The 19,097-nt window shown below is 63.7% G+C and carries 18 protein-coding genes and 1 pseudogene; 8 read left to right on the top strand and 11 right to left on the bottom strand.

All coding sequences use genetic code 11. The annotated features are described in order from the left end of the window. Nucleotides 1–467: 467 nt before the first annotated feature. The 4 genes from BVH01_RS11905 to BVH01_RS11920 form a co-directional block, all read right to left on the bottom strand. Entirely contained in the window at nucleotides 468–1,355 is an 888-nt protein-coding gene (locus tag BVH01_RS11905; RefSeq protein ID WP_075930510.1) for an AEC family transporter, read from the bottom strand. Nucleotides 1,356–1,456: 101 nt separating this feature from the next. Continuing rightward, nucleotides 1,457–2,254 (bottom strand): transglutaminase family protein, encoded by a 798-nt coding sequence (locus tag BVH01_RS11910; RefSeq protein WP_075930511.1) that lies wholly within the window; start codon nucleotides 2,252–2,254, stop codon nucleotides 1,457–1,459. After that, entirely contained in the window at nucleotides 2,251–3,201 is a 951-nt protein-coding gene (locus BVH01_RS11915) for an alpha-E domain-containing protein (RefSeq protein WP_027905209.1), read from the bottom strand. Before BVH01_RS11915 ends, BVH01_RS11910 begins: the two co-directional genes overlap by 4 nt. A 3-nt stretch (nucleotides 3,202–3,204) precedes the next feature. Continuing rightward, entirely contained in the window at nucleotides 3,205–4,614 is a 1,410-nt protein-coding gene (locus BVH01_RS11920; protein WP_075930512.1) for a circularly permuted type 2 ATP-grasp protein, read from the bottom strand. A 364-nt stretch (nucleotides 4,615–4,978) separates the two neighbouring features. Between BVH01_RS11920 and BVH01_RS11925 the strand changes: the two genes are divergently transcribed. Beyond that, nucleotides 4,979–6,013, top strand: a complete 1,035-nt coding sequence (locus tag BVH01_RS11925) for a M4 family metallopeptidase (protein WP_075930513.1) — start codon at nucleotides 4,979–4,981, stop codon at nucleotides 6,011–6,013. Further along, nucleotides 6,010–6,327, top strand: a complete 318-nt coding sequence (locus tag BVH01_RS11930; RefSeq protein ID WP_075930514.1) for a protealysin inhibitor emfourin — start codon at nucleotides 6,010–6,012, stop codon at nucleotides 6,325–6,327. The genes BVH01_RS11925 and BVH01_RS11930 overlap by 4 nt, the downstream gene beginning before the upstream one ends. 12 nt (nucleotides 6,328–6,339) lie before the next feature. On the opposite strand, the gene BVH01_RS11935 is transcribed toward BVH01_RS11930, so the two are convergent. Further along, on the bottom strand, nucleotides 6,340–6,687 hold the full coding sequence (locus tag BVH01_RS11935; RefSeq protein ID WP_075930515.1) for a ribonuclease E inhibitor RraB: 348 nt from the start codon (nucleotides 6,685–6,687) through the stop codon (nucleotides 6,340–6,342). A gap of 320 nt (nucleotides 6,688–7,007) precedes the next feature. Between BVH01_RS11935 and BVH01_RS11940 the strand changes: the two genes are divergently transcribed. Further along, entirely contained in the window at nucleotides 7,008–7,286 is a 279-nt protein-coding gene (locus BVH01_RS11940) for a hypothetical protein (RefSeq protein ID WP_075930516.1), read from the top strand. A 182-nt stretch (nucleotides 7,287–7,468) separates the two neighbouring features. Further along, the gene (locus BVH01_RS11945) at nucleotides 7,469–8,020 is read left to right on the top strand and encodes a hypothetical protein (protein WP_075930517.1); all 552 of its coding nucleotides are present in this window, start codon (nucleotides 7,469–7,471) and stop codon (nucleotides 8,018–8,020) included. Between the two features lie 54 nt (nucleotides 8,021–8,074). Here the strand turns inward: BVH01_RS11945 and BVH01_RS11950 are convergent, their stop codons facing one another. Then, complete coding sequence (locus BVH01_RS11950; RefSeq protein ID WP_075930518.1) at nucleotides 8,075–10,153, bottom strand: LTA synthase family protein; 2,079 nt, start codon at nucleotides 10,151–10,153, stop codon at nucleotides 8,075–8,077. A gap of 184 nt (nucleotides 10,154–10,337) precedes the next feature. On the opposite strand from BVH01_RS11950, the gene BVH01_RS11955 reads away from it, so the two are divergent. Then, nucleotides 10,338–11,216 (top strand): DNA-3-methyladenine glycosylase, encoded by an 879-nt coding sequence (locus BVH01_RS11955; RefSeq protein ID WP_075930519.1) that lies wholly within the window; start codon nucleotides 10,338–10,340, stop codon nucleotides 11,214–11,216. A 2-nt stretch (nucleotides 11,217–11,218) separates the two neighbouring features. Further along, nucleotides 11,219–11,716, top strand: coding sequence for a methylated-DNA--[protein]-cysteine S-methyltransferase (locus BVH01_RS11960; protein ID WP_075930520.1), 498 nt, complete (start codon nucleotides 11,219–11,221; stop codon nucleotides 11,714–11,716). On the opposite strand, the gene BVH01_RS11965 is transcribed toward BVH01_RS11960, so the two are convergent. From BVH01_RS11965 to aroC, 3 genes are all read right to left on the bottom strand, one after another. Next, the gene (locus BVH01_RS11965; protein ID WP_075930521.1) at nucleotides 11,713–12,258 is read right to left on the bottom strand and encodes a hypothetical protein; all 546 of its coding nucleotides are present in this window, start codon (nucleotides 12,256–12,258) and stop codon (nucleotides 11,713–11,715) included. The genes BVH01_RS11960 and BVH01_RS11965 overlap by 4 nt on opposite strands. Before the next feature lie 46 nt (nucleotides 12,259–12,304). Further along, nucleotides 12,305–13,450: an MFS transporter gene (locus tag BVH01_RS11970; protein ID WP_075930522.1), complete on the bottom strand. Its 1,146-nt coding sequence runs from the start codon at nucleotides 13,448–13,450 to the stop codon at nucleotides 12,305–12,307. Nucleotides 13,451–13,518: 68 nt separating this feature from the next. Continuing rightward, entirely contained in the window at nucleotides 13,519–14,610 is a 1,092-nt protein-coding gene (gene aroC / locus BVH01_RS11975; RefSeq protein WP_075930523.1) for a chorismate synthase, read from the bottom strand. 164 nt (nucleotides 14,611–14,774) lie between these two features. On the opposite strand from aroC, the gene BVH01_RS11980 reads away from it, so the two are divergent. Together BVH01_RS11980 and BVH01_RS11985 are read left to right on the top strand one after the other, a co-directional pair. Beyond that, a complete protein-coding gene (locus BVH01_RS11980) occupies nucleotides 14,775–15,755 on the top strand; it encodes a S9 family peptidase (RefSeq protein WP_083659462.1) in 981 nt (326 codons plus the stop codon). 105 nt (nucleotides 15,756–15,860) lie between these two features. Then, the gene (locus tag BVH01_RS11985) at nucleotides 15,861–16,643 is read left to right on the top strand and encodes a hypothetical protein (RefSeq protein WP_075930524.1); all 783 of its coding nucleotides are present in this window, start codon (nucleotides 15,861–15,863) and stop codon (nucleotides 16,641–16,643) included. A 308-nt stretch (nucleotides 16,644–16,951) separates the two neighbouring features. On the opposite strand, the gene BVH01_RS25200 is transcribed toward BVH01_RS11985, so the two are convergent. Next, nucleotides 16,952–17,845 (bottom strand): methyl-accepting chemotaxis protein, encoded by an 894-nt coding sequence (locus tag BVH01_RS25200; RefSeq protein WP_371915602.1) that lies wholly within the window; start codon nucleotides 17,843–17,845, stop codon nucleotides 16,952–16,954. Nucleotides 17,846–17,854: 9 nt separating this feature from the next. After that, a pseudogene (locus BVH01_RS25205) lies at nucleotides 17,855–18,769 on the bottom strand (methyl-accepting chemotaxis protein); the annotation flags it as partial. Nucleotides 18,770–19,097 lie beyond the last annotated feature (328 nt).

The raw sequence follows: 19,097 nt of genomic DNA on the forward strand, positions 1-19,097 counted from the left end.
AAACCGGCTCAAAATGCTCATTTACAGCTCGTAAACTGCGCTTTTTCGCCGGTTTTTGCCTTGCCTGACCTTCGCTCGCTACGTTTTCACACGGCCTGAAGCGGCCGGTTTTTTATTAGCGTGAAAAACCCGGACGAACGGTCATTGGCTAACGGTCACCCACCGTAGGGCGTCTAGTGTCTGGCGCCGGGGTTATACGGAAATGAAAAAGGGTTCCATATCCTTGCAGATGCTCTTTGGTATTTCTTTATAAACAAGCGATCTAAAAAACTGATCCGCTCCCTCTACAGTCAATACATACGCCGTCGGGCTTTTGCCGAGGCATTGGGGACGAGCAGCGCCCATCACAACAATCAAAAAGGCGAACGGCCATGTTCAAGAAACCGAAATTCCGCCAGGCAGGGCTGATCCTCTTCGCCACCGCCGTCTTGCTGATTCTTCCCAACCTGAGCAGGATGATCGGCTGATCAGGCCACCTGTGGCATCCACCAGGCCAGGATCAGTGGCAACCAGGCGATCGCCAGCAACGTCGAGCACATCACCAGGCTCGCCACCTGTTCTGGCGAGCGATTAGCGCGTACCGCGAACAGGTAGTTGAATACCGCCACCGGCATTGCCGACTGCACTACCAGCACGGCGTGCGACAGCGGTTCCAGGCCCATCGCCGCACCGATACCCCAGCCGACGCCAGCCCCCAGCACGATACGCAGCGCTCCCAACACCAGCCCGGAACCCAGGTGATGCAGGCGAATGCTGGCCAGCGATACGCCCAGGGTCAGCAGCATCAGCGGAATGGTCATGCCGCCCAGCAGACCCACGGTATTGGCCAGCCAGCGCGGCAATTGCAGATCCATGAAGATCATCGGCAGCGCCAGCAGCAGGCTGACCATGATCGGATTGCGCAGCAGATCCTTGGTGGAGGCGGCGTTGCCCGACAAGGCGATCCCGACGCTGAACTGCATGATCGACAGCGTCAGGAAAAAGGCCACGGCCAGCGCCAGACCGTGTTCGCCAAAGGCATACAGGCTGATCGGCAAGCCCATGTTGCCGGTATTGGGAAACAGGAACGCCGGCACCAGCACCTTCCACTGCTGACGAAACAGGCGACTGAACAGCATCCCGAAAAGCCCCATGCAGCCGGTGACCAGCACGCAGCCCAAGGCCATGCTGGTAAATGCATCAGGGTCGAGATCGGTACGACTCAGGGTGGCCAGCACCAGGCTTGGCGTGCCGATGGTCAGCACCAGGCGAGCGATGAATTCGGTGGGGTAAGTCTGGCCGCTACGGGCCCAGGCATAACCAATGCCGGAGACGATGATCACCGGCGCCAGAACAGCAAACAACTCGGCCAGCATGGCCTATTCCTTAGGGCAAAGCGGACATGCTAGAAGCGATCACCCTCATATCGCAAGCCATGCAGGTATGAATGGGCCCGCAAGAACTACGCCCTCCCCACTCACTGCGCCTGCACGCTCAGCAATGGCTCGACGTCGACCCGCGCCATCATCCGTTCGCTGCCGCCGCCACGGCGCATGCCGCGTACCGGACAGGCGTCCAGGTAGTCCAGGCCGATCGCCAGCTTCAGATGACGCTCGGGCCGGGCCAGGCAGTTGGTCACGTCGAAGCTGTACCAGGCGCCGTCCAGCCAAGCTTCGGCCCAGGCATGACTGGCCAGATGATCCTGATTGTCAGTGACCAGATAGCCGGAAACGTAGCGCGCCGGAATACCGAGGCTGCGCGCGCAGGCGATGAAGGCGTGGGCGTGATCCTGGCAGACGCCCTGGCGCCCGGCGAAGGCTTGCGCGGCACTGGTCTCGACGGCGGTCGCACCCGGCTGGTAGCGAATATGGTCGTTGAGGCCGTGCATCAGATCGATCAACGCATTGCGATCACGACGCTGGGCGCATTGCGTCCAGGCGAAATCACGCAGCGCTCCATCCGCTTCGGTCAGCCGGGTAAAGCGCAGGAACGGCAGTGCCGACTGGCTCTCGAGCTCGGCATCGCTCGACTCATCGATCTCGACCAGCCCCCGAGCGCCAATGACGATCGACTCGTGGGGCTCGTCCAGGGTCAGCACATGGAGGATGTTGCCGTAGGGGTCACGCTGCGCACGAACCGGCCGGGGCAGATCCAGCTGCCAGTCGAGTATCTGCTGGCGAGCGCTGTCATGGGGCGTGAGGCGCAGGTACTGGATGCTGGCCCGCACCTGATCCTCGTAGTGATAACTGGTGTTATGACGAATGGACAGTCTCATGCGACCTCCAGATAAGACGTGTGGATGGCGCTGCCGAGTTCGTGAATCTGCTCGATGAATTCGGTCAGCCAGGCGTGCAGGCCTTCGTCCAGCACCTCATCGATGCTGGTGTAGCGCAGCCGCGCGTTCAGTTCGGCCGCCAGACGCTGCGCCGGGCGGCCGTTGTCGCCGGGTAGCCCGGCGAGCATCTGGTACAGCTCGTCCATGCACGCGCTGAGCGAGCGCGGTACTTCGCGGCGCAGCAGCAGCAATTCCGAGACCTTGCGGGCGCCCGGCGAGCCCCGATAGACCTCGGCGAACGCCTCGAACGAGGACAGCGCGCGCAACAAGGCGCTCCACTGGTAGTAGCTGTGGGCGGGCCGATCATCGGCATCGTCGACGTCCTCGCCGAGCAGCTCGTAGCGCGAGTCGAGCAGGCGCAGGGTGTTGTCGGCACGCTCGATGAAGGTGCCCAGGCGGATGAAGCGGTAAGCCTCGCCACGCACGATGGTGCCGAAGGTCGCACCACGGAACAGGTGCGAGCGCTCCTTGACCCACTCGCAGAAACGGCTGATGCCGTAACGGCCCAGCCCCTGCTCGGCGATGCCGCGGATTTCCAGCCAGGTGGCATTGATGTTTTCCCACATGTCGGCGGTGATGCGTCCGCGCACGGCGTGGGCATTGCTGCGTGCCGCGCCCAGGCAGCTGTAGATGCTCACGGGGTTCTGGGCGTCCAGGGCGAAGAAATGCAGGATGCGCTCGGCGTGCAGCGCGCCATGGCGTTGCTGGTAATCCTCCATGGTGCCGGTGATCAGCAGAGGCATCGCCAGTTCGTCGAGGCCATCACGGCGCCCGTCCTGGGGCATCAGCGACAGCGAGTAGCTGACGTCCAGCATGCGCGCCAGGTTCTCTGCGCGCTCCAGGTAACGGGACATCCAGTACAGGTCGGAGGCGGTTCTACTCAACATGGCTCAGTCCTCCACCACCCAGGTGTCCTTGGTACCGCCGCCCTGCGACGAGTTGACCACCAGCGAGCCTTCGCGCAGCGCCACCCGAGTCAGGCCACCGGGCACGATGCGCGTTTCCTTGCCGGACAGCACGAAGGGGCGTAGGTCGATGTGCCGTGGCGCGATGCCGTTCTCGACGAACGTCGGGCAGGTCGACAGGCATAGGGTCGGCTGGGCGATATAGGCGTCCGGCCGGGCGATCAAGCGCAGGCGAAAGGCCTCGATTTCCGCATTGCTGGCCGCAGGACCGACGAGCATCCCGTAACCGCCCGAGCCCTGGGTTTCCTTGACCACCAGACCCTTGAGATTGGCCAGCACGTGGGACAGCTCGGCCGGCTTGCGGCATTGCCAGGTCGGCACGTTCTTGAGGATCGGCTCCTCGTCCAGATAGAAACGAATCATCTCGCCGACATAGGGGTAGATCGATTTGTCGTCCGCCACGCCGGTGCCGATGGCATTGGCCAGCACCACGTTGCCCGAGCGGTAAGTGGAAAGCAGGCCGGGCACCCCGAGCATGGACTCCGGGTTGAAAGCCAGCGGATCGAGAAAGGCGTCGTCCAGACGGCGATACACCACGTCGACCTGCTTGGCGCCGGCGGTGGTGCGCATGAACAGCTTGTCGTCACGTACGAACAGGTCGGCGCCTTCCACCAGCTCGACGCCCATCTCCCGCGCCAGGAACGCGTGCTCGAAATAGGCGCTGTTGAACCGCCCTGGCGTGAGCACCACCACGGTCGGGTTGTCGAGCGGGCTGGAGCTCTTCAGGGTGTCGAGCAGCAAGCTGGGATAATGATCGATGGGCGCGATGCGCTGGTTGGCGAAAAGCTCAGGGAACAGGCGCATCATCATCTTGCGGTCTTCGAGCATGTAGCTCACACCGCTGGGGGTACGCAGGTTGTCCTCGAGCACGTAGTAAGTGCCGTCGCCATCGCGTACCAAGTCGACGCCGGCGATATGCGCATACAGGTCACGGTGCAGATCGAGGCCCTGCATCGCCAGCTGATAGCCCTCATTGGCCAGCACCTGTTCAGCCGGAATCAGACCAGCCTTGATGATCCGCTGATCGTGATACAGGTCGGCGAGGAACATGTTGAGCGCCTGCACGCGCTGGATGCAGCCACGCTCGACGATGCGCCATTCGCTGGCAGGAATGCTGCGCGGAATGATGTCGAAAGGAATCAGTCGCTCGGTGCCTTGCGCGTCGCCATACAGGGTGAAGGTGATGCCGGCACGGTGAAAGAGAAGATCCGCTTCGCGGCGACGCTGGTCCAGCAGGTCCTGGGGGGTTTCCTGCAGCCAGCGGGAAAAGGCCTGGTAATGGGGGCGGCAGGTACCATCGGGCAGGTGCATCTCGTCATAAAAGGTGCGGGTCATGCTGTACTCCTTGCAGCCCAGTTCGACCCGATCACTGCAAGCGCCGAGCCAGCGGTTTTATTCTTTTAATATCAACTACTTATTTTTAAACCGAAACCGCTTTGCACCATCTTGAGGCGTGTTCTGAAGACTCAGGCGAACCGCGTGCGCGATTCCCATGCATCACGTTCAATCAGGCTGGCGGGGCATGTCTGCCCCCGTGAAATCTCAGACAGGCGAGACGGCAAAGCATTGCACTTTTCTCTCATGCCCTTCTGTCCAGAAATGTCGGTGCGGCAGAAACATTGCCGGCGCATTGCGTTCCCACCTCTGAGAGGTCAGTTTTCCACCTGGCCTACCCGCTTTTCCGGACAAGGAATGCACGATGAACAGCTTGATACCGCCCTACATCCTCGACCGCATCATTGGCCACGGCTCCGAGCGTCAGCGCGACTGCGCACGCAATACCCTGCAGCACGTCAGCTCGCTCAGGCACAACAACGGCAAGCCGCGCGTGGCCAGTACGCGTCGCGCGGTAGCGGCCGGCCAACCCGAGCGCAGCATCTTCGATGCCGGGCAGCAGATGCAGCTACCCGGCCAGCTCGCCCGCGCCGAGGGCCAGCCAGCCAGCGGCGACGAGGCCGTCGACGAGGCCTACGATGCGCTGGGCGCCACCTACCGTTTCTTCTGGGAAGTGCTCGGCCGCCACTCCATCGATGGCAATGGCATCCCGCTGCTGGGCACCGTGCATTACGGCCAGCGCTATGAGAACGCCTTCTGGAATGGCGAGCAGATGGTATTCGGCGACGGTGACGGCGAAATTTTCAATCGCTTCACTATCGCGCTCGACGTGGTCGCCCACGAGCTGACCCACGGCGTCATCGACAGCGAGGCAGCGCTGGTATACGTCAACCAGTCCGGCGCCCTCAACGAATCGCTCTCCGACGTGTTCGGCATCCTTACCAAGCAGTACGCCCTGCAGCAGACTGCCGAGCAGTCGGACTGGATCATCGGTGCCGGGCTGCTGACCGAATCGGTGAGCGGCCAGGGGCTGCGCTCGATGTCGGCGCCCGGTAGCGCCTACGATGACCCACTGCTGGGTAAGGACCCGCAGCCAGGGCATATGCGCGACTTCGTGCAGACCCGTGAGGACAACGGTGGCGTGCATATCAATTCGGGCATTCCCAATCGTGCTTTTTACCTGGCTGCCAAGGCATTGGGCGGTCATGCCTGGGAGAAAGCCGGGCCGATCTGGTACGACGCCCTATGTGACCCGCGTCTGGGCAACGACGCCGACTTCATCGACTTCGCGCGCCTGTGCGTAGACCGTGCCGAGCAGCGCTTCGGCAAGGGCTCGCCGGAGGCCGCTGCGGTGGCCAAGGCCTGGAGCGACGTAGGTGTCGAGGGCGCCGCACCATGAACAAGCTACCGCCACTGAGCGACGAGGCGCTGGTACGCATTTCCCGACAAGGCGGCTTCGCGGCGGTCGCTGCGCTGAGTCGCCCTCGAGAGATCGATTTCGCTCAGTGCGACCCGAACCAGCGCGGGCAGGTATGTTCATTGCTGGAGGCTTGCCTGCCCGTTGCCAGCGATGCGGTGGGCCGTGGCGACCAGCGTTTCTATCGTATCGAGCTGCAGACCTGCGCACGCCGTGCGCAGGAGGAACTGGTGCTGAACGTTCCCGAGGAGCAGGCTCCCCGGGATCTGGTGACGCTCTGGGAAAAAGGTCTATAGCGCTGCCCGACGCTATTCCTGAGCGCTGGCGGCGCTGATCTGCTGGGTTACCCCCCAGCCGTCCAGCTCGCCGCCAAGGGGAATCACCACGGATTCAAGATCCTGGGCGAAGTCGCCGATGCCGGCGGGCGTGACATGCATGACCTTGCTGACCTGCAGATACCAGTCACCCTCGTCACGCTCGGTGACCTGAGCATGCAGGCTTTCGCCACGAAAGTTACGAGTGGCCTTCAAAGCCTGATCCTGATCGGGAAAAATGGCATAGAACTCGATGGGATGGACGCTGGCGAAATCGAATCCGCCCTCCTTCATGCGGCGCAGAATGCCGCTACCAACATCTTCGTGCAGAATCGTGCTCATAGTTGATCTCCATCGGACGAGGAATTGATACGCCGTCGAACCGGCGATCTGTCTCAACATGCAACACACGGCGCACCGTGATGACGCGAAGGCCGGGGCCTCTGGTACGAGCTGACTTGAAGGTACGTACTCGATCAACGCAGCACGCCCTCAAAGAATAGACCGCAGTGCGCGCCGGGTCATGCAACTATCTTCGGCGCAGCTCGTCGGCCTGCCGCGCCGGCCCACATCAGCGTGCTATACCCGAGAGTGAAGCCACGCCCTGCCGGCAGCGCCAGATCATCGTGCTGCCCGGGGCCAGACCCACGAGGTACCACACCATGAGTACGCTGCAGTGCACCTACCGCGATCATCACATCAGTGCCGAGGTCATGGAGCACCCCGGTATTCCCACGCCCTGGGCAGGCGGTTGCCGCATCACCACTCCAGATGGGCGCACCACGCGCCGCCTGGCCTTGCCCGTCAACGGCGCCTTTCTCGACGACCTCACCAAGGCCCAACAGGCCTCGATTGCCCACGGCAAGTGGCTGGTCGATCAGCATCTGGATAAAAGCCGGGATCTTTTTCCCGAAAATGTGGCCAAACGCCACGCAGCATGAGACTGCGATGGAAAGCCTGCATACGCAGCGGGCTTCCTGACTGATAACCCGGCATGCAAATGCCCTGATTCAACCGGTCTCATGCCTCACAGATTCGGCCGCACCCAGGTGCGGCCGTTCCCATTCGAGACGAAGGTTGGATTTTCATGGCGAACCGTACGCTTTCAATTTCCGCTGTTGTGATGACCAGTATTCTGGCGCTGAGCGCCTGCAGCGACGCCAGCAATACCCCCGCCAAAACCGCCTCCGCCGCCCAGAGCAGTCCGCCCAAGCTGCAGGAAAAGGAGGATCTCAGTCCGTTCACCGGCTTTGCCAGCGCCCGCTTCGGCAGCGACGAAACCGCCGTGCGCGCCGCCTGGAAAGGTTCGCTGCGTGATGGCGGTGGTTCGGACACCTGCCGCCAGCTGTTCCAGGAACCGCGCCCAGCCAAGGGCTTCGGCACCTCGTTCATGCTCGAGAACGGCCAGTTCGTGCGCTACGACATCGACAGCCGCGAACGCAAGGCACCGCGTGGCCTGCAGGTAGGCAGCAGCTCCCAGCAGATTCGCGCCACCTACCCGGGCCGTTTCGAGGAGCAGCCCAACAAGTACGAGCCAGGTGCCACCGATTTCATCGTCACGCCCTATGTCGATAGCGACGCGCGGCTGGTGTTCGAAACCGATAGCAATGGCGTGGTGACCCGTTGGCGCATCGGCCTGCCGCCTGCGGTGTTCTACGTAGAAGGTTGCAGTTGACACTCACCTGCCCCAATGAAAACCGGCGCCTAGGCGCCGGTTTTCATTTCTGCCTCAGGGCTTTGGCTTGTCAGGCATGCCGTTCACCACGCCAGCCGTATTGTCCAGCAAGCTTTTGGTGGCGGTTTGCAAGAAGCCTTCCAGGCGTTTCTTCAGCGCGTCATCGATAGGGCCTTCGATGCGCGTGGCGGTCGGCTTGGCGCCAAGTTGATATCGGTACAGACGCGGCTCGAAGTCCTTGGGCTGCACCAGCACCTGCTCGGCCGTGACGATAGCAACGGTCTGGTCGCCGCCAGAGGGCTTGATCACACCGACACCGCCGTCGCCCTCCGGCAGGTTGAGCAGATCGCGGCCCCAGCACTGATGACGCGTCTCGCCACCGAGGCGACCCATGATGGTCGGCACGATATCCACCTGGGTGCCGACGGTGTGGCTGACCTTGCCGAACTTCTCCTGGATACCGGGCGCGATCAGCAGCAGCGGCACATTGAAGCGCTGCAGGTCCATCTCGGTAACCTGGTCGAAACCACCGAAGCCGTGATCACCCACCACCACGAACAGCGTCTCGTTGAAATACGGTTCCTTGCGGGCCTTCTCGAAGAACTGCCCCAACGCCCAGTCCGAATAGCGCATGGCGGTGCGGTGCAGGTCTTCCTTGCCATCGATCATTACCGGCTCTACCGGCAGATCCTCCGGCAACGCGTACGGCGTGTGGTTGGAAAGCGTCTGCAGCAACGCATAGAAAGGCTTCTGGCCGTAATTGCTCTTCAGTTCCAGGGCACCGCGGTCGAACATGTCCTGGTCGGACACGCCCCAGGTCGGGTCCATGAACACCGGGTCGACGAAATCCTCGCGGCCGATGAAATGGGTCATGCCCTGGTTGCTGAAGAAGCCGGACTGGTTATCCCACTGGAAGTTGCCGTTGTAGACGTACAGATTGTCGTAACCCCGGGCGCCGAGCAGCTGCGGCAAGCCGGAGAACTTGTGGGAGCCTTCCGGCGTGCGCATCAAGTACTCGAAGCCTGGCAGATTCGGAAAGCACGCCATGGTGGCGAACATGCCCTGGTGGGTATGGGTGCCGTTGGAGAAGAAGCGGTCGAACAGCAGCCCCTCCTGGCTCAACTTGTCGAAATACGGGGTGATGTTGCCGGGTGCGCCGAGGGCGCCGACCGAATGCCCGGCAAAGCTTTCCATCAGGATGACCACCACGTTGCGGATCGGCAGGGTCTTATCGCTCGGCGGCGTGTAGACGCGGCGCACGGCAGCGCTGTCGGCATCGACCAACTGTTCGTCCGGAGTGAGCAGCATGTCGCGGGTGATCTGCCGGGCCTGGGCGTCTTCCATGGTCGACTGCCAGGTGTTGTCACGGTGCGGGCCGAAAGTCGCCTGAGCGGCGGTGAACAGCGTCAGGGTTCCATTGAGACCCAGCTGGTTGGCGAACATCGATTCGGTCGTGTAGGCATCGCCCCAGCGCAGCGGCGGGCCCTGGCGCAGGTGGCCGCGAGCGGCGATCACGGCGATCAATAGGCACAGAAAGAACACCGACACCCGCCAGTACCAGGCGACCTTCGGCCGAGCGACGCCCGCACCGGTCTGCACCTTGGTGCGGCTGGCCCGATCGAAGCGGCTGAACATCCACCACAACAGGCCGGTGATGACGAACCAGGCGACCAGGTAGCGGGCTACCGGAAACCCGTTCCAAAGCATGCTCATCACGGTGGCCTGGTCTTCCTGCAGGTACTGGAACACCAGGCTGTTGAGGCGCTGGTGGAATTCCTTGTAGAAATCCAGCTCGGCCAGGCCGAGAAACAGCGTGATGCTGGCGAAGACCGTCAGCCACAGGCGCTGCCAGCCGCGGGCCAGCATGGCGCGGGTGCTGAGTAAGGCGATCAGCAGTGGCGCGCAGGCGTAGACCACCACGCGCAGGTCGAAGCGCAGGCCGTTGTAGAAGGCCTCGACGAAGGCGGCGCTCGGGGTGTCGCCGATCAGTTCGCGGTTGTAGGCCAGCAAGGCGACGCGCAGCAGCGTGTACATCACCAGCAGGGCCAGGCCGCTGAACAGAGTGAAGAGCAACTGGCTGCGTATCGGCTGCAAGGAGTTGGACGGGGTGCCCTGAACTGCTGTAGGGGTCATGTTCGATCATCCGCAAGAAACGTTTACTGCGGGCTCGGCCTGTATCGGCGAGCGGCGCGGCGGCAGTCTGTACGTTCGGATGTGAAAAATTTGTCGATAGCGGTTCTCGGCAAGTTGGACGTGAGCAGGTTTGAAAGTCACTTTACACGCTGACAAGGCGCCACCCCGGCGTTATCGTCACGCCATGACAAACACCGAATCCATCCTTCTGCCCTACCAGGCGCCCTGGGACTGGCAACAGTTCCACGCCCACTTCAGGCTGCGCGCCATCGCCGGGCAGGAATACCTGGGTGAGCGCGATTACTGCCGCAGCTTTCGCCTTGGAGAAACCATCGGCTGGTTTCGCGTCACCGCACTGCCCGATGAGCATGCCCTGCGGCTGGAGCACAGCACCTCGGCATCCGCCTGCCTGCCGGAACTCACGCAGCGAGTACGGCGCATGTTCGACCTGGATGCCGACCCGGCGCTGATCGCCGCACATTTTGCCGTCGACCCGCATCTGGCAGCGATGCTCGCGCGCCACCCCGGCCTGCGCCTGCCCACCGCCTTCGATGCGTTCGAACAGGCGGTGCGCGCCATCGTTGGTCAGCAGGTCACGGTCAAGGCGGCGGTCACCATCACCGGGCGGCTCTTGGCGCGGCTCGGCGAACCACTGGCGGGCGCTCCCGCCGGTATCGACCGGTTGTTCCCGACCCCGGCGGCCATCGCCGCGGCCAATCTCGACGGCATCGGCATGCCCGGCAAACGGGTGCAGACCCTGCAGCATTTCGCCGCCCAGGTGGCCAGCGGCAAATTGCGCCTGGACATCAGTCAGGGCGCCAGCGAGCTGATCCAGCGCCTGTGCGCCCTGCCCGGCATTGGCCCGTGGACGGCCGAATACATCGCCCTGCGTGCTTTCGGCGATGCCGACGCCTTCCCCGCCAGTGACCTGGGCCTGCTCAAGGCGCCGATCTGGGGCCCGGCTGGCATCAGCGCCCGGCAACTGCAATTGCATGCCGAGGCCTGGCGGCCGTGGCGCGCCTATGCCGCCGCGCATCTGTGGCACAACTATTCGGGAGGCTGAGGATGCTCTATCGCTATCAGGAAAGCCCTATCGGCCGCCTGTTCATGGTCGGCGACGAGCGCGGTCTGCAGCAGTTGCTGATGGACGTGGAGCGCACGCCCTGGCAGATCGGTGATGGCTGGCGCGAGGCTGGCTCACAGCTCGATGACGCCAGCCGCCAGCTCGATGAATACTTCGAAGGCCGCCGGCAACGCTTCGAGCTGCGCCTCAACCCGCAGGGCACGCCCTTCCAGCAGGCGGTATGGCAGGCGCTGCAGCAGATTCCCTTCGGCAAGATCGACAGCTACAGCGCCCTCGCCCAACGCATCGAGCGGCCCAGGGCAGTGCGCGCCGTGGGCGCGGCCAATGGCGCCAATCCGATCTGCATCATCATTCCCTGCCACCGGGTGATCGGCCGTGACGGCAGCCTCACCGGCTTTGCCGGCGGCCTGCCGCGCAAACAGCTGCTGCTGGAACTCGAAGGCGCGGTGCCGCGGCCCCAGGCCAGCCTGTTCGACTAGTCTTCCATGCGCGGGAAGTCGCCAGCGATGGCAGCACCGCTTGGCCGCGCCGCCACGGCGTTGGCGGCAGACAGACGAATCGCCGCGCAGTGGGGAAATTCGCCCAGATCGAACCAGTGACGCGTGCCGGCCGGCACGTTGATCAGCGCATTGCGCTCACCGACCAAGGCATAGACGTAGTCATCGACATGCAAGCTCAGCATGCCCTGCCCGGCCAGGAACAGGTAAAGCTGCGCGCCGTCGGCCACCACTTCGACCGGCGCTTGAACCGGCTTGTCGCCCTCACGGGGCCAGTGGCGCTGGTCGATGCTGATCACCTCGGCCTGGCTCAGGTCGCCGGCACGCTTGAGCGGCTCCAGCGCCTCGCCCAGGGCGGCGAGAATGGCCTCGCCGGCATCGCCGGCCTGCACCCGCGCCTGGAGCGGCAACTCGCGGTATTCGATGCCGACGGCCGCCAGGGTACTGGCGATGTCCTCGGCATGGCCCAGCACCTTGTTGGGAATCTGCGGGCTGGACTGGTGGTGAACGCTCAGGCGACTCATGGGTAGTTCCTGTCTGGTGTCGGCCACCTTGCGGCGGCCTGATGGGTCATGTCGGCTCGGCCGTGCGTCGGGCCATGATAACGGCTGCGACCAACGCGGCCAGCCCCGCCAGGGCGAATGTCCACTGCGGGCCAAGGCCGTTCCAGCTATAGCCGGCGTACAAGGCACCCAGCGCGCCGCCGATGCCGGCCAGCGAAGCGTACAGCGCCTGCCCCTGGCCTTGCTGGCGTGCGCCGAAACTGCGCTGCACGAAGGCGATGGATGCAGCGTGGAAACTGCCGAAAGTGGCGGCATGCAGCACCTGGGCGAACAGCAGCACGCTCAGGTGCTCGGCCAGAAAGCCCATCAGCACCCAACGCAGCGCCGCGATGGCAAAGCTGGCGATCAGCACCTGGCGTAAGCTGAAGCGTTGCAGCAGGCGCGCCATGGCCATGAACACCAGCACCTCGGCGACCACCCCCAGCGCCCACAGCATACCGATCAGCCCACGGCTGTAACCGAGCTGTTCCAGGTGGATGCTCAGAAAGGTGTAATACGGCCCGTGGGACAGCTGCATCAGCGCGACGCACAGGTAGAAGGCCAGCACCCCAGGCTGCCTGAGCTGCCTCAGCAAACCACCCTGACCCGCCGCCTGCGAGGACGCCAACGGCTGCGCATCCGGCACCCAGAAGCTGCTCAGGGCGATACCGGTGATGATCAGCAGCAACGCCCAGGGATAGACGTCCAGGCTCAACAGGTCGAAGGCCTTGCCCAGGCCGACCACGCTGAGAATGAAACCGATCGAGCCCCACAGGCGGATTTGCGCATAGCGCGCCGATTGTTCGCGCAGATGCGCCAGGGTGATGACCTCGAACTGCGGCAGCACCGCATGCCAGAAGAACGCATGCAGGGCCATCACCAGTGCCAGCCAGGCGTAACTCTGGCTGACGAAGATCAGACTCAGGCTGAGCAAGGTGCACAGGGCGCCCAACCGCACGATGAGCAGGCGCCGCCCGCTGTAATCCCCCAGCCAGCCCCACAGGTTCGGCGCGATGCAGCGCATCAGCATGGGAATGGCCACCAGCTCGCCGATACGCGCCGGCGAGAAGCCAAGGTGCGCGAAATACAGGCCGAGAAACGGCGCCGTGGCGCCGAGCAACGCGAAGTAGAAGAGGTAGAAGCCGGACAGGCGCCAGTACGGCAGTGTAGCCATGGGCGGCAAGCCTCAGGCTGCCGGCGCGAACAGAGCGCCGGCCCTGCTACCGGCGCGCACCGGTATGCTCACAGCTGCGGCAGCACCGGCGTATTCACGCGCACGTCGGCGTTCTGCCCGCGATGACGCAGCAGGTGATCCATCAGCACCATGGCCATCATCGCTTCGGCGATGGGCGTGGCGCGAATGCCGACGCAGGGGTCGTGGCGACCCTTGGTGATCACGTCCGCCGGGTTGCCATTCACATCGATGGAGCGGCCCGGCGTGGTGATGCTGGAGGTCGGCTTGAGCGCCAGGTGAGCCACGATCGGCTGGCCGCTGGAGATGCCGCCAAGAATTCCGCCGGCGTGGTTGGACACGAAGCCCGCCGGGGTCAGCTCGTCACGATGCTCGGTGCCGCGCTGGGCAACGGCCGCGAAACCGTCACCGATTTCCACGCCTTTGACCGCGTTGATGCTCATCAGCGCATGGGCCAGCTCGGCGTCCAGGCGGTCGAAGATCGGCTCGCCGAGGCCCGGCATCACACCTTCGGCCACCACGGTGATCTTCGCGCCCACCGAATCCTGGTCACGGCGCAGCTGGTCCATGTAGGCCTCCAGCTCCGGCACCTTGGCAGGATCAGGGCTGAAGAAGGCGTTCTCTTCCACCGAATCCCAGGTCTTGAACGGGATTTCGATAGGCCCGAGCTGGCTCATGTAGCCGCGAATGACGATGCCCTGGCTGGCCAGGTACTTCTTGGCGATGGCGCCCGCCGCCACGCGCATGGCGGTTTCACGGGCCGAGCTGCGGCCGCCGCCACGGTAATCGCGGATGCCGTACTTGTGGTGGTAGGTGTAGTCGGCGTGGGCCGGGCGGAACAGGTCCTTGATCGCCGAGTAGTCCTTGGACTTCTGGTCGGTGTTGCGGATCAGCAGGCCAATGGCGCAGCCGGTGGTCTTGCCTTCGAACACCCCGGAGAGGATTTCCACCTCGTCGGCTTCCTGGCGCTGAGTGGTATGTCGGCTGGTACCGGGCTTGCGCCGATCCAGGTCGCGCTGCAGGTCGTCCAGGGAAATCTCCAGGCCGGGCGGGCAGCCGTCGACGATGGCGACCAGCGCCGGGCCATGGCTCTCGCCTGCCGTGGTGACGGTGAACAGCTTGCCGAAGGTATTGCCGGACATTGCGCGAGGCTCCAGAGAAGTTCGATCCGCAGCCTGCGGCGAAAAGGCAGGCCCATGAAGAAAGCCGCTGAGTATACTCCCAGCCAACCGCCGAGATCACCCGCGCGCGAACCTTTGGCCAAATGCCAGCGTCCAACAGAGCCCATCAAAGACCCGTTTACATCATGCTGCGAGCCTTGCTTTTGACCCTTTCCCTCTTCACTGGCCTGGTTCAGGCCGCCCCCATCCTGCGTGAACCGGTCAGCCTGGATACCGGCCAGGGCGAGTTGCACGGCTCGCTGGTACTGCCGCAGCGCAGCGAAGCGGTGCCCGTGGTACTGCTGGTGGCCGGTTCCGGGCCGACCGACCGCAATGGCAACAACCCCGGTGGCGGGCATAACGACGCGCACCGCAAGCTGGCTCAGGCCCTGGCCCAGCAAGGCATCGCCAGCGTGCGTTACGACAAGCGCGGCATCGCCGCCAGCTTTGCCGCCACGCCCCATGAGCGAGACCTCAGCGTGGAACGCTATGTGGCGGACGTAGTGGCTTGGGTGCATCAGTTGCGCCAGGACAAACGCTTCAGCCAGGTGATTCTGGTCGGCCACAGTGAAGGCGCACTGATCGCCACCCTGGCGGCCAATCAGGTAGGCGCGGATGCTCTTGTATCGATCGCCGGCAGCGCACGCCCCATCGACCAGCTACTGCGCGAACAACTGCGCAACCGCCTGCCGCCTCGCCTGCGTGGTGAGGCCGAGGCGCTGCTCGAAGCCCTGCACGAGGGCCGCCAGGTGCCGCATGTGTCGGACGAGCTGACCGTGCTGTTCCGCACCAGCGTGCAGCCCTACCTGATTTCCCTGTTCCGTCAGGACCCGGCCGCTGCCTTCGCGCGGGTCAAGGTGCCGGCGCTGATTCTGCAGGGCGATCACGACATTCAGGTCAGCGTGCAGGACGCCGAGGCGCTGCACGCTGCCAACCCGCGTGCCGAGCTGCAGATCGTCACTGGCATGAACCACGTGCTGCGCATCGTGCCGCTGGACATGGAGGCGCAACTGGCCTCCTACGATAACCCCGACCTGCCCCTGGCCCGCGGCCTGACCACGCGCCTGGCCAGCTTCATCAAAGCACTGCAGCCTGCAGAGACGGCCAACGCTGCCGATAACCCTTAGAACCGCTCATGACCTGCTGCGCAACGACCGCTGGTTGCCCCTCGGAATCATGAGTCCGCCCAGACTGCCCTGCATCGAGCAGTGCGGCTTGTCGAGGAACGCCAGATGACCGACAGCGAAACCACCGCCGTCGCCACGCCGGAGGGCGAACAACCCCAGCCGTCCCATCCCTGGGCCGGCCTGGCCGCGGAACATTTTCGCCTGCTGCGCCTGTCGCCCCTGCCGGTCGACCGCCACACAGGCGCCCGCCCGCTGCGCTTCGTGCAGTTCGGCCGCGTCGAGCGGCATAGCAAGGAGCACAGCCTGCTGCGCCTGAGCCTGCAGTTGCCCGGCCAGAAGGTGCGCAAGGAACAGAACGTGCTGGAACTGTGGCTCGACCACCGTACCAAGGAAGCCCGCTTCGGCCCCGACAGCGGGCTGAGCCTGGAGCCGCAGAACCGCGGCCTGGGCCGCTTTCTGCTGGCTCAGGCCGCAGCCTGGGCCAAACAGCACTGTGCTCACTACACCCTGGAAAGCGGCCCCCTGCCCAGCCGCGACGCACTCAACGACGAAGCTCGCGCGCGGCGTGATCACTGCCTCAAGGCACAGGGTTTCAGCGTCGATTACCAGGAGAATCAACTCAAGGCGCAATACAGCGCCCCGCGGCTCAGCGCCCTGCACAGCGACTGGAACAACGAGAAGGTCAGGTTCATCGAACAGCTCGACGCCGCGCAGATGTTGCAACTGGCCGACCAGAACCTGCAGGAACAGGACGCCCAACTACGCAAGCAGCATGAGCGCCTCGAGCAGCTCAAGCGTGAAGACGGCGGCCTGCGTTTCACCATTGCCTGCCTGGTGGCCTTCTGTTTGTTCCAGGCGGGATTGCTGATCTGGATCGCCACGCACTAGCCGCCTCTTCACGACCTTCGTTTTGCCTGCAAAGTGGCGGAAGCAGCCGTTATCCGAACCGTTGTGGGAGCCGCGACCTCGCGGCGATTCGCTCAGGCACCGCCGAAATAGGCAGTCAGACTGCAATCGTTTCGCCCCGAGGTCGGGGCTCCCACAGGCTGGTTTGAGTGTCTGCTTCTGCCTTGCAGCAGCCACCTAAAAAGATCGTGAACAGGTAATAAGCCACCGCAACATCGCCGCCGCCAAAACGGAAAAGGCCGTAGCTCTTGGGAGCTACGGCCTTTTCATTTGTCAGCGAAGCTTCCCGATCACACGCGGAAGTGGCTGACCATCTGCTGCAGCTGGCTGCCCAGGCGGGCCAGTTCGACGCTGGAGGCGGCGGTTTCCTCGCTGGCGGCCGCGGTCTGCTCGGAGATGTCGCGCACATTGATCACGCTGCGGCTGATCTCCTCGGCGACTGCGCTTTGCTGCTCGGCAGCGGCAGCGATCTGCTGGTTCATCGACTGGATGTTGGACACCGTGCGGGTGATGCTTTCCAACGAACCACCGGCCTTGCGGGTCAGCTCCACGGTGCTGTCGGTCAGCTCGCGGCTACTGTGCATGATGTTGGCGACCTGCTGGGTGCCATGCTGCAGGCCGGCGACCAGCTCCTCGATCTCCTCGGTGGATTTCTGCGTGCGCTGGGCCAGGCCACGCACCTCGTCGGCGACCACGGCAAAACCACGGCCTGCTTCACCGGCACGGGCGGCTTCGATGGCGGCGTTGAGGGCCAACAGGTTGGTCTGCTCGGCCACGGCCTTGATCACGTCCATCACGCTGCCGATCTTGTTGCTTTCCTGCTGCAGGTGGCTCATCGCTTCGGTGGAGCGCGTCACTTCGGCAGCCAGGCGTTCGATCTGCGCGATGGCCTCGCCGACCACGCGGTCGCCCTGGTTGGCTTCGCGGTCGGCATCGGAGGCGGCGCGCGAAGCGTCGGCGGCGTTGCGCGCGACTTCCTGTACGGTGGCGGACATCTCGTGCATGGCGGTGGCCACCTGATCGGTTTCCACCTTCTGGCTGTTGACCCCAGCGCTGGTCTGCTCGGTCACGGCCGACAGCTCCTCAGCAGCGCTGGCGATCTGGGTGACGCCATCGCGGATGCCGCCAATCAGGTCCCGCAGGGTGCTGCCCATACGCTGGATGCCCTGCTGCAGCACGCCCATTTCGTCGCGACGGGTCACCTGCAGGGTCTGGCTCAGGTCGCCACCGGCGATGCGCTCCACGGCGACCAGGGTTTCCTGCAGCGGGCGGGTGATCTGGCGAGTGATCAGCCACGCAGCCAGGATGCCGACCAGCAAGGCGATCAGCGTGGTGCTCAGTTGCAGGGTGCGGGCCGAGGCCGTTTCGCTATTGCGGCGCTCCAGTTGGATGGCGGTCAGCTCCTTGCTGATGCGCACGATCTCGTAGCCTTCATCGGTCAGTTCCTTGCGCGCCACGGCGATGGTTTCGGTGGCGTTCTTGAAGGCCATGACGGCGTTGCGATAGTTATCCAACGCACTGGTGACCTGGCTGACGCGCTGAGGGTGCTCGGCAGCGAATGCCTGGCGGAAGAACTCCATATCCTTGATGGTGGCATCGATCTGGGCGATGGCTGCGCGCTCGGCATCGGCGTTTGGAGTGCCGGTGTAGCCACGCACCTGATAACGCACCAGTTGCCAGTCTTCCTTGGCCTTGGTAATGGCCTGGAACTGCGCAGCGCGACTGTCATCGTAGGGCGGCAGGTTCATTACCGCGGTGTTGATCTCGTCGATCGCCTCGCCAGCGGTCACCGCATTGCGGGTCATTTCCTGGCGGGCGTCGTTACTGGCACGGTAGCCACTACGCATCTTGTTCAGCGACAGCTGGTACGCGTCGATCTGCGCCCCCTGGGCCTGCAGCAGGCGCACGTTTTCCGGGCTCTTGAAGCTGGAAAGAACCTGGCCGTGTTGAGCCTTGAAGCCATCGAGGGACTTCTGCACGGTTTCGGCGATTTGCTCGTCGCCGTTGGCCAGCATGTATTGCAGGCGAGTGATGCGCAGGTCGGTCAGCGTGTCGTTCAGGCGCGCGATGTCGGCCGTCCAGTCACTGCGCTGGATGAGGCTGCCCATGCTGGTCCAGCCGGTCAGCGCGAGTATGCAGGTGAGTGCGAGCACGAGGCCGAAGCCCAAGGCAAGTTTCAAGGTAACGCTGATGTTCGAAAACCAGCTGTTCATTCAATCGTTCTCCGACTTTTATAACCGAGTTAGAGCAGCTGGAGAGTTATTGTTGGACCAGGCTGATTTTTTGAGCGGCACGCATTCTATCGGCAGGCCGATAAATAACTAGAGGCAGGTGAATCGTTTCATCTGACGGGTGAACATGCGGGCGAAAAGTTGACGCTCGTAGTGGGAGATAAATCACGATTGTTCAACGATGTATCGCCGACAAACAGCAAAT

Source organism: Pseudomonas sp. PA1(2017) (assembly GCF_001945375.1).
GTDB lineage: Bacteria > Pseudomonadota > Gammaproteobacteria > Pseudomonadales > Pseudomonadaceae > Aquipseudomonas.